The organism is Micromonospora sp. WMMD558 (genome assembly GCF_049315255.1).
GTDB lineage: Bacteria > Actinomycetota > Actinomycetes > Mycobacteriales > Micromonosporaceae > Micromonospora.
The window spans coordinates 1,216,739-1,230,771 of record NZ_CP186061.1 but is presented as its reverse complement, the minus strand read 5'-3'; the positions used below and the strand labels follow the sequence as shown (position 1 = coordinate 1,230,771).

At 71.2% G+C, this 14,033-nt stretch carries 15 protein-coding genes; all 15 read left to right on the top strand.

The window, feature by feature from the left end; all coding sequences use genetic code 11:
* The first annotated feature begins 157 nt into the window (after positions 1-157).
* The 15 genes from paaA to ACN26Y_RS05845 all read left to right on the top strand — a co-directional run bounded on the left by paaA (position 158) and on the right by ACN26Y_RS05845 (position 14,021).
* Complete coding sequence (gene paaA, locus ACN26Y_RS05915) at positions 158-1,219, top strand: 1,2-phenylacetyl-CoA epoxidase subunit PaaA (protein ID WP_155329308.1); 1,062 nt, start codon at positions 158-160, stop codon at positions 1,217-1,219.
* Positions 1,216-1,506 carry a 1,2-phenylacetyl-CoA epoxidase subunit PaaB gene (gene paaB, locus ACN26Y_RS05910; protein ID WP_155329307.1) on the top strand — a complete coding sequence of 97 codons (291 nt, stop codon included), beginning with the start codon at positions 1,216-1,218 and terminating at the stop codon, positions 1,504-1,506. Before paaA ends, paaB begins: the two co-directional genes overlap by 4 nt.
* Positions 1,503-2,228 carry a 1,2-phenylacetyl-CoA epoxidase subunit PaaC gene (gene paaC / locus ACN26Y_RS05905; RefSeq protein WP_155329306.1) on the top strand — a complete coding sequence of 242 codons (726 nt, stop codon included), beginning with the start codon at positions 1,503-1,505 and terminating at the stop codon, positions 2,226-2,228. The genes paaB and paaC overlap by 4 nt, the downstream gene beginning before the upstream one ends.
* Positions 2,229-2,283: 55 nt before the next feature.
* A complete protein-coding gene (gene paaD, locus ACN26Y_RS05900; RefSeq protein WP_155329305.1) occupies positions 2,284-2,760 on the top strand; it encodes a 1,2-phenylacetyl-CoA epoxidase subunit PaaD in 477 nt (158 codons plus the stop codon).
* On the top strand, positions 2,757-3,866 hold the full coding sequence (gene paaE, locus ACN26Y_RS05895) for a 1,2-phenylacetyl-CoA epoxidase subunit PaaE (RefSeq protein WP_155329304.1): 1,110 nt from the start codon (positions 2,757-2,759) through the stop codon (positions 3,864-3,866). The genes paaD and paaE overlap by 4 nt, the downstream gene beginning before the upstream one ends.
* Positions 3,867-4,028: 162 nt before the next feature.
* A complete protein-coding gene (mqnC, locus tag ACN26Y_RS05890) occupies positions 4,029-5,219 on the top strand; it encodes a cyclic dehypoxanthinyl futalosine synthase (protein ID WP_155329303.1) in 1,191 nt (396 codons plus the stop codon).
* 296 nt (positions 5,220-5,515) lie between these two features.
* Complete coding sequence (locus ACN26Y_RS05885) at positions 5,516-6,691, top strand: hypothetical protein (RefSeq protein WP_422734441.1); 1,176 nt, start codon at positions 5,516-5,518, stop codon at positions 6,689-6,691.
* 195 nt (positions 6,692-6,886) lie between these two features.
* Positions 6,887-8,155: an LPXTG cell wall anchor domain-containing protein gene (locus tag ACN26Y_RS05880; RefSeq protein ID WP_422734440.1), complete on the top strand. Its 1,269-nt coding sequence runs from the start codon at positions 6,887-6,889 to the stop codon at positions 8,153-8,155.
* Positions 8,156-8,320: 165 nt separating this feature from the next.
* Positions 8,321-9,031 (top strand): demethylmenaquinone methyltransferase, encoded by a 711-nt coding sequence (locus ACN26Y_RS05875; protein ID WP_155329300.1) that lies wholly within the window; start codon positions 8,321-8,323, stop codon positions 9,029-9,031.
* A 62-nt stretch (positions 9,032-9,093) separates the two neighbouring features.
* Entirely contained in the window at positions 9,094-9,321 is a 228-nt protein-coding gene (locus ACN26Y_RS05870; RefSeq protein ID WP_155329299.1) for a hypothetical protein, read from the top strand.
* A 177-nt stretch (positions 9,322-9,498) separates the two neighbouring features.
* Positions 9,499-10,773 carry a geranylgeranyl reductase family protein gene (locus ACN26Y_RS05865; protein WP_155329298.1) on the top strand — a complete coding sequence of 425 codons (1,275 nt, stop codon included), beginning with the start codon at positions 9,499-9,501 and terminating at the stop codon, positions 10,771-10,773.
* Between the two features lie 131 nt (positions 10,774-10,904).
* Positions 10,905-11,270, top strand: a complete 366-nt coding sequence (locus ACN26Y_RS05860) for an NADH-quinone oxidoreductase subunit A (protein WP_155329297.1) — start codon at positions 10,905-10,907, stop codon at positions 11,268-11,270.
* Between the two features lie 14 nt (positions 11,271-11,284).
* On the top strand, positions 11,285-11,965 hold the full coding sequence (locus tag ACN26Y_RS05855) for a NuoB/complex I 20 kDa subunit family protein (RefSeq protein ID WP_155329296.1): 681 nt from the start codon (positions 11,285-11,287) through the stop codon (positions 11,963-11,965).
* Positions 11,962-12,699 carry an NADH-quinone oxidoreductase subunit C gene (locus ACN26Y_RS05850; protein ID WP_155329295.1) on the top strand — a complete coding sequence of 246 codons (738 nt, stop codon included), beginning with the start codon at positions 11,962-11,964 and terminating at the stop codon, positions 12,697-12,699. The genes ACN26Y_RS05855 and ACN26Y_RS05850 overlap by 4 nt, the downstream gene beginning before the upstream one ends.
* A complete protein-coding gene (locus tag ACN26Y_RS05845) occupies positions 12,696-14,021 on the top strand; it encodes an NADH-quinone oxidoreductase subunit D (protein ID WP_155329294.1) in 1,326 nt (441 codons plus the stop codon). Before ACN26Y_RS05850 ends, ACN26Y_RS05845 begins: the two co-directional genes overlap by 4 nt.
* Positions 14,022-14,033: the final 12 nt, after the last annotated feature.

Genomic DNA, 14,033 nt, shown 5'->3' with positions numbered 1-14,033 from the left:
GGACGGTTTTGCGACTTTTGGGCAGATTCATGGTCCCGCAGTGACTCAACTCACATCCGCCCAGAGTTACGAGTCGCCTTCGTTGGGTAGGGCCCGGACTCCGGCAACCCTGTTACACCCCCTAGAGTTTTCAGGGGTGAGCTGTAACACTTGAGGCATGTATGGCAATGACTTCCCGGCCGACGACGGCCCCGGCGGCGGTCTCCTCGGCGAGGTCGAGGCGGCCGAGGCGGCGCTGCGGGAGGCCGCCGAGCGGGGCCGGCGCGGCGCCACCGCCGGCGAGGACCTCGCCGCCTACTTCGCCGAGGTCATCGACGCCGACCAGAAGATCGAGCCGCGGGACTGGATGCCGGAGGCGTACCGGAAGACCCTGATCCGGCAGATCGCCCAGCACGCCCACTCCGAGATCATCGGGATGCAGCCCGAGGGCAACTGGATCAGCCGGGCGCCCTCGCTCAAGCGCAAGGCGATCCTGCTCGCGAAGGTGCAGGACGAGGCCGGGCACGGCCTCTACCTCTACGCCGCCGCGGAGACCCTGGGCGTCAGCCGGGACGAGCTGGTCGACCTGCTCCTGAGCGGCCGGCAGAAGTACAGCTCGATCTTCAACTACCCGACCCTCACCTGGGCCGACGTGGGCGCGATCGGCTGGCTGGTGGACGGCGCGGCGATCGTCAACCAGGTGCCGCTGTGCCGCTGCTCGTACGGGCCGTACGCGCGGGCCATGATCCGCGTCTGCAAGGAGGAGTCGTTCCACCAGCGGCAGGGGTACGAGATCCTGCACACCCTCGCCCACGGCACCCCGGCCCAGCAGGCGATGGCTCAGGACGCGGTGGACCGGTGGTGGTACCCGTCCCTCGCCATGTTCGGCCCGCCGGACACCGACTCCACCCACTCCGCGCAGTCGATGGCCTGGAAGATCAAGCGTTTCTCCAACGACGAGCTGCGCCAGCGTTTCGTCGACATGTGCGTGCAGCAGGCCGAGGTGCTCGGCCTGAGCATCCCCGACCCGGACCTGCGCTGGAACGACGAGCGGCAGGCGTACGACTTCACCCAGCCCGACTACGACGAGCTGATGCGGGTGATCAAGGGCGAGGGCCCGTGCAACCGGCAGCGGATGGAACACCGCCGCCGGGCCCACGCCGAGGGAGCCTGGGTCCGCGAGGCCGCCGCGGCGTACGCGGCCAAGCAGGCAGCGAAGAAGGAGAAGGTGGCCGCGTGAGCAGCCAGGAACACACCCCACTGTGGGAGGTCTTCGTCCGGGCCCGGCGCGGGCTGTCGCACACCCACGTCGGCAGCCTCCACGCGCCCGACGCGGAGCTGGCCCTGCGCAACGCCCGGGACCTCTACACCCGCCGCCAGGAGGGGGTGTCGATCTGGGTGGTGCCGGCGAGCGCCATCACCGCGTCCAGCCCGGACGAGAAGGACGCCTTCTTCGACCCGGCGGCCGACAAGGTCTACCGTCACCCCACCTTCTACCAGGTGCCGGACGGGGTGGCGCACCTGTGAACGGCCCGTTCGACTTCACGCTGCGCCTCGGCGACGACGCGCTGATCGCGGCACAGCGGCTCGCCGAGTGGTCCACCCGCGCGCCGGAGATGGAGGAGGACATCGCGCTCGCCAACATCGCCCTCGACCAGCTCGGCGCCGCCCGCCTGCTGCTGACGTACGCGGGCGAGCTGGAGGGCGCCGGGCGGGACGAGGACGCGCTGGCGTACCTGCGCGACGACCGTGAGTTCCGCAACTGCCTCCTCGTCGAGCTGCCCAACGGCGACTTCGCGGTGACCATGGCGAAGCTGCTCCTCCTGTCGGCGTACCAGTTGCCGCTCTACACCGCGCTGGCCGGGTGCGCCGACGAGCGGCTGGCCGCGATCGGCGCCAAGGCCCGCAAGGAGTCGGCGTACCACCTCGACCACGCCTCGCTCTGGGTGCGCCGGCTCGGCGACGGCACCGAGGAGTCGCACCGGCGGATGCAGGCGGCGGTCGACGAGGTCTGGCCGTACACGCACGAGCTGTTCACCCCGGATCCGGCCGCGCCGGTCGACCCGGCCAGCCTGCGGGCCGACGTCGACGCGACCGTGACGGCGGTGCTCGACGAGGCGACGCTGACGCTCCCGCGGACCGGCTGGGCGCCCGCCGGTGGCCGGGACGGCGTGCACACCGAGCACCTGTCGTACCTGCTCGCCGAGATGCAGGTGCTGCACCGCGCCCATCCCGGAGCGAGCTGGTGAGCGCGAGGAGTGCAGCGCAGCGGAGCCCCGCAGTCGCGAACGGAAGGTGGCACTGGTGACCAGCCCGAGGGAGGCCGTGGCGGCGGTGGTGGACCCGGAGATCCGGGTGGTCACCATCGACGAGCTGGGCATCCTGCGGTCGGTCGACGAGGACCCGGCCACCGGCCGGGTCCTCGTCACCATCACCCCCACCTACACCGGCTGCCCGGCGATGGACGTCATCCGCACCGACATCCGCCGCGCCCTGGCCGCCGCCGGTCACCCCGACGCCGAGGTCCGCACGGTCTACGCGCCAGCGTGGAGCACCGACTGGATCTCGGCGGACGGGCGGGCGAAGCTCGCCGCCGCCGGCATCGCCCCGCCCGGGCCGGCCCGGCGTGAGGGCGCGGTGCCGCTGACCCTCGCCGTCCGGTGCCCGCGCTGCGGCTCGCCGGAGACCGAGCAGGTCAGCCGCTTCGGCTCCACCGCGTGCAAGGCGCTCTGGCGCTGCCGGTCCTGCTCCGAACCCTTCGACCACCTGAAGGCACTGTGACTGTCACGATCACCCGACCGGTCCGCCGCCGGCCGGTCTTCCACCCGCTCCCCGTCGCCGCCGTCGACCGGCTCACCGCCGACTCGGTGGCGGTCACCTTCGCCGTGCCGGAGGAGCTGCGCGAGACCTTCGCGTTCGCCGCCGGTCAGCACCTCACCGTCCGACGTATCGGCGACGACGGGGAGGACGTGCGGCGGTCGTACTCGATCTGCTCCACCCCGGACGAGCTGGCGCGGCACGGCCGGCTGCGGATCGGTGTCCGGGAGATCCCCGGCGGCGCCTTCTCGGCGTACGCCTGCGGCGCCCTGCGCGGCGGCGACACCGTGGACGTGCTGCCGCCGCTCGGCCACTTCACCACGGCGTTCGTGCCGGACCGGGTGCGCCACTACGGCGCGGTGGTCGCGGGGTCCGGCATCACCCCGGTGCTGTCGCTGGTCGCGACGGCCCTGGCCGTCGAGCCCGCCAGCACCTTCACCGTGGTGTACGGCAACCGCACGGCCAACACCGTGATGTTCGCCGAGGAGCTCGCGGACCTGAAGGACCGCTACCCCACCCGGCTGCACCTGGTACACGTCCTCTCCCGCGAACAGGGCGAGTCGCCGCTGCTGTCCGGACGGATCGACGCCGACCGGCTGGGCCGGCTGCTCGACACCATCGTGCCGGGCGACACGATCGACGAGTGGTTCCTCTGCGGGCCGTACGGGATGGTGGTCGACGCCCGCGAGGTGCTGACCGCGCGGGGGACGCCGGAGTCGGCGGTGCGCACGGAGCTGTTCCACGTCGACGCGCCGCCGGAGCCGGTGCGGCGCCCGGGTGACGAGCCCGGCGCCGGAGCGGAGGTGACGATCGTGCTGGACGGCCGCTCCTCGACCTTCAGCATGGGCCGTGACGAGCGGGTGCTGGACGCGGCGCTGAAGGTACGCGGCGAACTGCCGTACGCCTGCAAGGGCGGCGTCTGCTCGACCTGCAAGGCGAAGGTCGTCGACGGCGAGGTCACGATGGCCCGCAACTACGCCCTGGAACCCGACGAGGTGGCGGCGGGCTACGTCCTGACCTGCCAGTCCAGCCCGACGACCGACCGCCTCACGGTCGACTACGACGCGTAACCCCCCTCGCCCCCCGCGATCTTGCGATTCCTGCCCCGACATATGCCGCCATCCGGGCAAACCGAGGGCACAAAGTGCAAGATCGCGGGAGGTGGCGTGGGGTGGGCGACAGAAGGGGGCGGTCCGGTGGCGGTGGTTCGCGGGGGACGTAGGCTCGGGGGCGTGACGGTGAGCCGGGAGATCGACGACATCCTGCAGCGCGGCGCGGACGGCGGGCGGATCACGCCCGAGGAGGCCCTGCTGCTCTACACCGACGCGCCCTTCCACGCGCTGGGCGAGGCGGCGGACGCGGTACGCCGGCGGCGGTACCCGGACAACATCGTCACGTACCTGATCGACCGCAACATCAACTACACCAACGTCTGCGTGACGGCGTGCAAGTTCTGCGCCTTCTACCGCGCGCCGAAACACAAGGAGGGGTGGACGCACCCCACCGAGGAGATCCTGCGCCGGTGCGGCGAGGCGGTCGAGCTGGGCGCCACCCAGGTCATGCTCCAGGGCGGGCACCACCCGGACTACGGCGTCGAGTACTACGAGGAGTTGTTCTCCTCGGTGAAGAAGGCGTACCCCAAGCTCGCCATCCACTCGATCGGCCCCAGCGAGATCCTGCACATGGCGAAGGTCTCCGGCGTGAGCCTGGACGAGGCCATCGCCCGCATCAAGGCCGCCGGGCTGGACTCGATCGCCGGCGCCGGAGCGGAGATGCTGCCCGAGCGTCCCCGCCGGGCGATCGCCCCGTTGAAGGAGTCCGGCGAGCGTTGGCTCGAGGTCATGGAGCTGGCCCACCGTCAAGGCGTCGAGTCGACCGCGACGATGATGATGGGCACCGGCGAGACCGCCGCCGAGCGGATCGAGCACCTGCGGATGATCCGCGACGTGCAGGACCGGACGCGCGGCTTCCGGGCGTTCATCCCGTGGACGTACCAGCCGGAGAACAACCACCTGAAGGGCCGCACCCAGGCGACCGCCCTGGAGTACCTGCGGCTGGTCGCGGTGGCGCGGCTCTTCTTCGAGACCGTGCCGCACCTCCAGGCGTCCTGGCTCACCACCGGCAAGGACGTCGGGCAGCTCGCCCTGCACATGGGAGTGGACGACCTCGGCTCGATCATGCTGGAGGAGAACGTCATCTCCTCGGCCGGCGCACGGCACCGCTCCAACCTGCACGAGCTGATCGGCATGATCCGGTCCGCCGACCGGATCCCCGCCCAGCGGGACACCCTCTACAACCGCCTCGCCGTGCACTGGACGCCGGCCGACGACCCGACCGACGAGCGGGTGGTCTCGCACTTCTCCTCGATCGCCCTGCCGGGCGGTGGCGCGGGGAAGTCGCTGCCGCTGGTCGACGCCCGCTGACGGACCGCCCCGCGCGTCCGTCACCGGGGGCGGGTCCATCACCGTGCGGGCACGGCCCGTGACGTGGGGTCGGTTGGCCGAACGGCCGATGTGGTCGACCGGAGATATCGATTCGGTGACCGTTCCACCGAAGCGTGTCCACAGTCGTCGATGACAACCCCCATGAATCCGGACAATCCTTAGGTCACGCTTAGGTGACCAGGCCAAACACCCGTTCCAGAGGGCTGGCGAGGTCGATCGCCGCCCGCTAACGTCCCCGCCCGTATGTTTCCTTCACCCCACGGGGGGACGCTTCCATGATCTTCCGTAACCGGCCGCTCGCGCGGCTCGGCGCGGCCGCGCTGCTGGCCGCCGGCGGGCTCGCCGTGGCGGCGACGCCGGCGCACGCCGAAGACACCAAGGCCGACCTCGCGGTGACCGTCGCCGGCACCACGCTGGCCGAGGGCGCCACCGAGAAGATCGGCTGGCTCAAGGTCAAGAACAACGGCCCGGGCACCCCGACCGCCCTGACCGTCGGCGTGGACTACTCCGGCTGGAACGACCAGCCCGTCGACGTCCTCCCGCTCGGCGAGGACTGCAAGGGCGACGGAATCTTCAGCATCCTGTGCACCGTGCCCGCGGAGCGGATCCCTGGCCCGGGCGAGGAACTCGAGTTCCCGATCGTCACCTTCAAGTACGAGCCCGATGGCATCACCAGCGGTTTCAGCGCCCGCTTCTTCCTGCAGTCGTCCGACGACACCACGCCGGACAACAACGACAAGAGGGTCCTGATCGAGTACGAGGGCGTGCCGGGCGTCGACCTCGGCGTGGTCGTGCCGGACGTCAAGACCCGGGCCGACGGGAAGGCGATCCACCCCGGCGACGAGGCACTCGTCTTCGGCGAGATCGTCAACCAGGGCGACACCTTCGCCGAGGGCGTCGAGATCAAGCTCCGGCTGCCGAAGGACGTCACCTTCACCGAGCAGTACGAGGGCTGCGAGTACTCGGCCGACGCGCGCACCGCGACGTGCCGCGACGACACCCTGGTGGTGGACAACGAGACGATCCTGCTGATCCAGTTCCCGGTCAAGGTCGCCGACGGCGTCCAGGCCCCGGCCACCCTGCCGGCCGGTTCGCTGACCGCCGACGCGCTCGGCATGGTGAAGCCGGACTCCCCGGAGGCCCGTGCCGCCCGGAAGACCAGCCTCGATAACGCCCGCCTGGTGAACAAGGGCGAGCGGATCACCGACGTCGACCCGACGGACAACGTGGACGGCTTCGCGGTCGTCGTGGCCGCCAAGGGCGGTGCCGGCGGTGGCGGCGAGGGTGACGGCGACGGCGACGGTCCCGGACTGCCGGTGACCGGGCCGCAGGCCGGCCTGATGGGCGGAATCGGTGTCGCGGTGCTGCTCGCGGGTGGTGTGATGTTCCTGGTCGCGCGGCGCCGCCGGATCGTCCTGGTGAGCCCTGGCGACGAGAAGCCGACCGCCTGACGGTCGTCCTCCATCGACCCGCGAGGGTCGTTCACATAACGCACGGCAGCGGAGGCGGGATGGTCCACCATCCCGCCTCCGCTGTGTCCACCGTCCGAGTGGGACGGCCGACATTCACCGCCGTGCCTCTGGCGTGCCGCGACGTCGCTCCGGTACCGTCCGCTCGTTCCGTACGTCCCTTACCCCGGGGGATCCATGACCTTCCTCCAGCGCTCCAGCCTGGCGCGGGCGGGTGCCGCAACCCTGCTCGCCGCCGGGCTGACCGCCGTCGGCACGCCCGCGCGGGCCGCCGACGCACCCGACCTCGTGCTGATTCCGATCAGCACGAGCCTGGCCAAGGGCGTCGACGAGGCCCAGGCCAAGCCGTTCAAGTTCACGGTCACCAACACCGGCACGGCCACCGCGAAGGACGTCAGCGTCCGGGTGAAGGTCGACCGGCTCAAGCTCAACCGCGTCGGCTATGTGATGCCCGACGGCTGCGTACGGGTCAGCGGCTCGACGATGTACCAGTGCCTCCTCGGCGACCTGCCCGCCGGCACCAGCGAGGACTTCGGCGTCCCGCTGTTCAGCACCGGCGGGAAGGGCAACGGCGGCGTGCTGACCGTCGGGGTCGCCACCGCCACCCCGCAGCCGAACGTCGCCGACGAGGGCGTCGACGTGCCGGTCGAGGTGACCCGCCCGGGCTACGACCTCACCGCCTGGGCACAGGACATCCAGGACAACGTCGTGGTCGACGGCGCCCTGCAGAACGAGCCCGACCTCAAGCCGGTGCGGCGCGGGGTCACCGTGCCGCTCGACTGGGCCGTCTACAACGACGGGAGCCGCAAGGCGACGGGCGTCTTCTACGGTCTCACCCTGCCCCGCGGCGTCAACTTCGTGCAGACCCCGGCGGGCTGCGTCCAGCAGGAGATCCTCGGCAAGGCCCAACTGCTCTGCGAGGACTCCGGCGTCGTCGTACGTCCCGGCGAGTACTACACCGCCGACGTGACGGTCCGGGTGGGCGCCGACGTCACCGAGCCGGTGCTGCACGAGGGTGACCTCTTCGCGTACGGGCTGGACGCGGCCGAGGGCGAGCCCGAGGAGGAGCCGAAGGTGGCCGACCCGGCCCAGCGGCGTGCCTTCGCCGAGGTCGACGAGTTGGACAACCACACGGTCTTCGAGGCGTTCGTCGACCTGTCGGCTCAGCCCAGCCCGAGCCCGAGCGGCACGCCGAGCCCCACCCCGACGGCGACTCCGACGGCCGGGCCGAGCCCGAGCGGCCAGCCGAGCGGCACGCCGACCCCGGGTGGCGGCGACGGCGGCGGCTCCGGCGACGGCGGTGGCCTGCCGGTCACCGGCGTGCAGGTCGGCCTGATCGCCGGCATCGGCGCGGCCGTGCTGGTGGCCGGCGGCGCGCTGCTGCTGCTGTCGCGGCGGCGGAAGGTCGTCCTGGTCGGCCCTGACGACGAGAAGCAGACCGACTGACCGTCGTGACCGCTACGGGGGCGGGGTGGCCACTGGCCATCCCGCCCTCGTCGCCTGTCAGCGCTGGTCGGGAACTCAGCGTTAACAAGGGTCCCCTTCTCTACCGGAGGCGTTGACAAGGGGCCCTTCCTTCAGCCCCCCGTGGGGGCTGGCAGAGTGGGGGGGGTGAGTAGTACACCCCGGGGTCAGCGCGCCAGTCTGGACAAGCAGCCGCACGAGGTCGCCGCGATGTTCGACGGTGTGGCCGCCCGCTACGACCTGACCAACACCGTCCTCTCGTTCGGGCAGGACCGGTCCTGGCGGCGGGCGACCCGGGCCGCGCTCGACCTGCGGCCCGGTGAGCGGGTGCTCGACGTGGGTGCCGGCACCGGCGTCTCGACGGAGGAACTGGCCCACTCGGGGGCGTACGCGGTCGGAGCCGACCTCTCCCTCGGCATGCTGTACGCCGGCAAGCGGGCCCGCCCGGCCGTGCCCCTGCTGGCCGGTGACGCGCTGCGGCTGCCGTTCGCGGACGCGAGCTTCGACGCGGTGACCATCTCCTTCGCGCTGCGCAACGTCAACGACACCGACGCGGCGCTGCGCGAGCTGGCCCGGGTCACGAAGCCGGGTGGCCGCCTGGTGGTGTGCGAGTTCAGCACGCCGGTGAACCCCGCGTTCCGGACGGTCTACCTGTCGTACCTCATGCGGTCGCTCCCGGCGGTGGCGCGTGCGGTCTCCAGCAATCCGGACGCCTACGTGTACCTCGCCGAGTCGATCCGGGCCTGGCCGGACCAGGCGGCGCTGGCGGCGCGGATCGGGGCGGCCGGGTGGGGCCGGGTGGCCTGGCGCAACATGAGCGGCGGCATCGTGGCCCTGCACCGGGCGACCCGGGCCTGACTGGCCAACCAGCTTTTCGTGAATATGGGGATATAGTCCATTTTGCCCCGTAGGCTCGCCCCATGACGGGACCCGATCGGGCGGACGCCACGGCACCCACCGACGACGACGCCGCCGAACTCATCGCCCAGCTCAAGGAACTGGCCGGCGCGGATCCCGCCGACGTGCGCCAGGTGGTGGCCGAGGTGCTGGCCGCGCTGGATCGGGCGGCCGGCGGGGCGTTGCGCGAACACCTCCCGGCGACCATCCGCGCCGAGGCCGGGCTCGACGCCGCGCCGGCCCGCCGCTGACCCGCCCGCGCGCCCGGCTCGCACCGAAACGGCGCCGACGCCCGGCTCGGCCCGCCGCTGAGCGGCCTGTTTCCGGCAAGTTAGGTACCCCTCACCAGGCGCGGGTGTAACGCCGGTCATAGACTCCACACCGTCTGGCTTGTGAAGCATTTCACGAGCACGCGGGAGGAGGCGCGGATGACCACGGTGGAGAACGACGCCGAGGTGATCGTCGTGGGCGCCGGTCCCGGTGGGTCGGCGACCGCGTACCACCTGGCTCGGCACGGCGTACGGGTGCTGCTGCTGGAGAAGACCGAGTTCCCCCGGGAGAAGGTCTGCGGTGACGGGCTGACCCCACGCGCCGTGCGGCAGCTGATCCGCATGGGCGTGGACACCTCGACCGAGGCCGGCTGGCTGCACAACCGGGGCCTGCGGGTGATCGGCGGCGGTGTCCGGCTCGAACTGGACTGGCCCGACCTGGCCAGCTTCCCCAACTACGGCCTGGTGCGCACCCGGCTGGACTTCGACGACCTGCTCGCCCAGCGGGCCGTGGCCGCCGGCGCCAAGCTGCGCACGAGCGTGAACGTCATCGGCCCGGTGCTCGACGGCGACGGCCGGGTGGTCGGTGTCGAGGCCGAGGTGGGGCCCGAGAAGGAGCCGGTCACCTACCGCGCACCCCTGGTGGTCGCCGCGGACGGCGTCTCCGGTCGACTTCCCCTCGCTCTCGGGCTGGCGAAGCGGGAGGACCGGCCGATCGGCGTGGCCGTCCGGCGGTACTACCGCTGCGAGGTGAAGCACGACGACGACTACCTGGAGTCCTGGTTGGAGCTGCGCAGCAAGGGCAGCGACGCCCTGCTGCCGGGCTACGGCTGGATCTTCGGGCTGGGCGACGGCCGGGTCAACGTCGGCCTCGGCGTCCTCAACTCGTCGTCGGCCTTCGGCAAGACGAACTACCGGCGGCTGCTGACCGACTGGCTCGCCAACACCCCCGAGGAGTGGGGGATGACCGACGAGGCGAACGCCGAGGGGCCGATCCTCGGCGCGGCGTTGCCGATGGGCTTCAACCGGGTGCCCCACTACACCCGGGGGATGCTGCTCGTCGGTGACTCCGGCGGCATGGTCAACCCGTTCAACGGCGAGGGCATCGCGTACGCGATGGAGTCGGGCGAGCTGGCCGCGGAGATCGCGGTGCAGGCCCTCGCCCGTCCGGCCGGCGCGGAGCGGGAGCGGGCGCTGATGGCGTACCCGACGGAGCTGAAGGCGCGGCTCGGCGGCTACTACCGGCTCGGCGGCATCTTCGTGAAGCTGATCGGCCGCCCGGAGGTCATGCGGGCCGCCACGAGGTACGGCATGCCCCACCCGACGCTCATGCGCTTCGTGCTCAAGCTGCTGGCCAACCTGACCGATCCGCGGGGCGGGGACGCGATGGACCGGGTCATCAACGCGATGTCGAAGGCGGCACCCGCCGTCTAGCGGGCGCCCGGGGCCGGCGACGTCCCCGGGCGTGACAAAGATCGACCCCCCGCCGGAAGGTGCGGCGAGGGACGTGAATAGTGTGATTTTCGTCAAGCACCGAGGGCAGGGAAGGACGAGCAGGAGAAACGATGTCGCTCTCGCCTTACGTACCGATCATCGGGCTGTTCGCCCTCGCCGCGGGGTTCGCCCTGTTCTCCGTGGCGGCCGCCCGCCTCGCCGGCCCTCGCCGCTACAACAAGGCCAAACTCGAGGCGTACGAGTGCGGCATCGAGCCCAGCCCGCAGCCGGTCGGCGGCGGCCGGTTCCCGATCAAGTTCTACCTGACGGCGATGCTCTTCATCGTCTTCGACATCGAGATCATCTTCCTCTACCCCTGGGCGGTCTCGTTCGACGCCCTGCCGATCTTCGGCTTCGTGGAGATGGTCCTGTTCATCGTCGCGGTCTTCGTCGCGTACGCCTACGTGTGGCGGCGCGGCGGCCTGGACTGGGACTGAGGGAGGAACCTCACATGGGTATCGAGGAGAAGCTCCCCGCCGGCGTCCTGCTCACCTCGGTGGAGAAGCTGGTCAACTGGTCGCGCAAGTCGTCGGTCTGGGGCGCCACGTTCGGCCTCGCCTGCTGCGCCATCGAGATGATGGCCGCCGGTGGCCCCCACTACGACATGGGCCGCTGGGGCATGGAGGTCTTCCGGGCCTCGCCGCGGCAGGCGGACCTGATGATCGTGGCCGGCCGGGTGAGCCAGAAGATGGCCCCGGTGCTGCGCCAGATCTACGACCAGATGGCCGAGCCCCGCTGGGTGCTGTCGATGGGCGTGTGCGCCAGCAGCGGCGGCATGTTCAACAACTACGCGATCGTCCAGGGCGTCGACCACGTGGTCCCGGTCGACATGTACCTGCCCGGCTGCCCGCCCCGGCCGGAGATGCTCATCGACGCGATCCTCAAGCTCCGCGAGAAGATCATGCACGAGCCGCTGGGCGCGAACGGCCGCAAGATGCTGGAGGCCCGCCAGGCCCGCGGTGACGTGCCGGTGGTCCCGTACGGCTCGATGCCGTCGTCGTACCGCAGCGACAAGGCCCGGCGGGCCGAGTGGACGAAGGCCGTCCGCGAGGGCCGCGAGGAGCAGCTGCGGATCGAGAACTGGATGAAGGCCCAGAACCACCTGCACCAGCACGGGGGTGTCCAGAAGTGACCGCGCCCAACGACAGGCTCGACGACGGCGGCGTACCGGTGCCGGTGACCCCGGCCGGCGCCTCCAGCACCGCCCCCGCCGAGTACCCGCCGGCCAGCCCGGCCGGCCGGGGCATGTTCGGCAACCAGGGCACCGGCGACGTGTCCGGCTACGGCGGCCTGGTCCGCCCGCGCCGGCCGGTCGAGTCGGCGTCGCGGCCGTACGGCGGCTACTTCGACGAGGTCACCGACGCGCTGGAGGAGGCGTACCCGGGCTTCGCCGACGCTATCGAGAAGGTCGTGGTGGACCGGGGCGAGCTGACCCTGCACGTCCGCCCCGAGCGGATCGCCGAGGTCTGCCAGGTCATGCGGGACGACCTCGCGCTCCGTTTCGAGCTGTGCTCCTCGGTGTCCGGGGTGGACTACCTCGGTGCCGACGAACGCCGGCTGCACGTGGTCTACCAGCTCACCTCGATGACGTACCGGCGGCGGGTCCGGCTGGAGGCCGCGGTCTCCGTCGAGGATCCGCACCTGCCCAGCGTGACCAGCGTCTACCCGACGGCCGACTGGCAGGAGCGGGAGACGTACGACATGTTCGGCATCGTCTTCGACGGCCACCCCAACCTGACCCGGATCCTGATGCCGGACGACTGGGAGGGCCACCCGCAGCGCAAGGACTACCCCCTCGGCGGCGTGCCCGTCGAGTACAAGGGCGCCGAGATCCCGCCGCCGGACCGGAGGAGGTCGTACCAGTGACCGCGTCCAACTACGCCACCGAGCGCGAGACCACCGAGGGCAAGGTCTTCACCGTCACCGGTGGGGACTGGGACGACGTCGTCTCCGGCACCGACCCGATCAACGACGAGCGGATCGTCGTCAACATGGGCCCGCAGCACCCGTCGACGCACGGCGTGCTGCGGCTGATCCTGGAGCTGGAGGGCGAGACGGTCCGCGAGGCCCGCTCGGTCGTCGGCTACCTGCACACCGGCATCGAGAAGAACCTGGAGTACCGCAACTGGGTCCAGGGCTCGACCTTCGTGACCCGGATGGACTACCTGTCGCCGCTGTTCAACGAGACGGCGTACGCGCTGGCGGTGGAGAAGCTGCTCGGCATCGAGGAGCAGATCACCGAGCGGGCGACCACCATCCGGGTCCTGATGATGGAGCTGAACCGGATCTCCTCGCACCTGGTCTGGGTGGCCACCACCGCCATGGAGCTGGGCGCGGTCAACATGATGCTGTACGGCTTCCGCGAGCGGGAGTACATCCTCGAGATCTTCGAGATGGTCACCGGCCTGCGGATGAACCACGCGTACGTCCGGCCGGGCGGCGTGGCGCAGGACGTGCCGGACGAGGCGATCGTCAAGATCCGCGAGTTCCTGAAGCTGATGCCGAAGAAGCTCAAGGAGTACGAGAACCTGCTCTCCGGCCAGCCGATCTGGCTGGAGCGGACGCAGAACGTGGCGGTGCTCGACGTGACCGGCTGCCTCGCGCTGGGCGTGACCGGCCCGGTGCTGCGCTCCGCCGGCCTGGCCTGGGACCTGCGCAAGACCATGCCGTACTGCGGCTACGAGACGTACGAGTTCGACGTGCCGACGCACACCGACGGCGACGTGTGGGGCCGCTACCTGGTCCGGCTCGCCGAGATCCGGGAGTCGCTGAAGCTGGTCGAGCAGGCGTTGGACCGGCTCGAGCCGGGCCCGGTGATGGTGGCCGACCGGAAGATCGCCTGGCCGGCGCAGCTCGCCATCGGCGTCGACGGCATGGGCAACTCGCTGGAGCACGTCGCCAAGATCATGGGTCAGTCGATGGAGTCGCTGATCCACCACTTCAAGCTCGTCACCGAGGGCTTCCGGGTTCCGCCGGGCCAGGTCTACATCGCGGTCGAGTCGCCGCGCGGGGAGCTGGGCGTGCACGCGGTCTCCGACGGCGGCACCCGGCCGTACCGGGTGCACTACCGGGAGCCGAGCTTCGTCAACCTCCAGGCCCTCCCGGCGATGGCGGAGGGCGGCCTGATCGCCGACGTGATCGCCGGTGGCGCCTCGCTGGACCCGGTCATGGGCGGGTGTGACAGGTGAGCGAGCTTGCGA

Excerpts from the sequence above, each read along its gene's own strand:
- ACN26Y_RS05865 (WP_155329298.1), top strand. The coding sequence starts at position 9,499 with ATGACCACGGTGGAGAACGACGCCGAGGTGATCGTCGTGGGCGCCGGT.
- ACN26Y_RS05885 (WP_422734441.1), top strand. The coding sequence starts at position 5,516 with ATGATCTTCCGTAACCGGCCGCTCGCGCGGCTCGGCGCGGCCGCGCTG.
- paaA (WP_155329308.1), top strand. The coding sequence starts at position 158 with ATGTATGGCAATGACTTCCCGGCCGACGACGGCCCCGGCGGCGGTCTC.
- ACN26Y_RS05855 (WP_155329296.1), top strand. The coding sequence starts at position 11,285 with ATGGGTATCGAGGAGAAGCTCCCCGCCGGCGTCCTGCTCACCTCGGTG.
- ACN26Y_RS05860 (WP_155329297.1), top strand. The coding sequence starts at position 10,905 with ATGTCGCTCTCGCCTTACGTACCGATCATCGGGCTGTTCGCCCTCGCC.
- ACN26Y_RS05880 (WP_422734440.1), top strand. The coding sequence starts at position 6,887 with ATGACCTTCCTCCAGCGCTCCAGCCTGGCGCGGGCGGGTGCCGCAACC.
- ACN26Y_RS05870 (WP_155329299.1), top strand. The coding sequence starts at position 9,094 with ATGACGGGACCCGATCGGGCGGACGCCACGGCACCCACCGACGACGAC.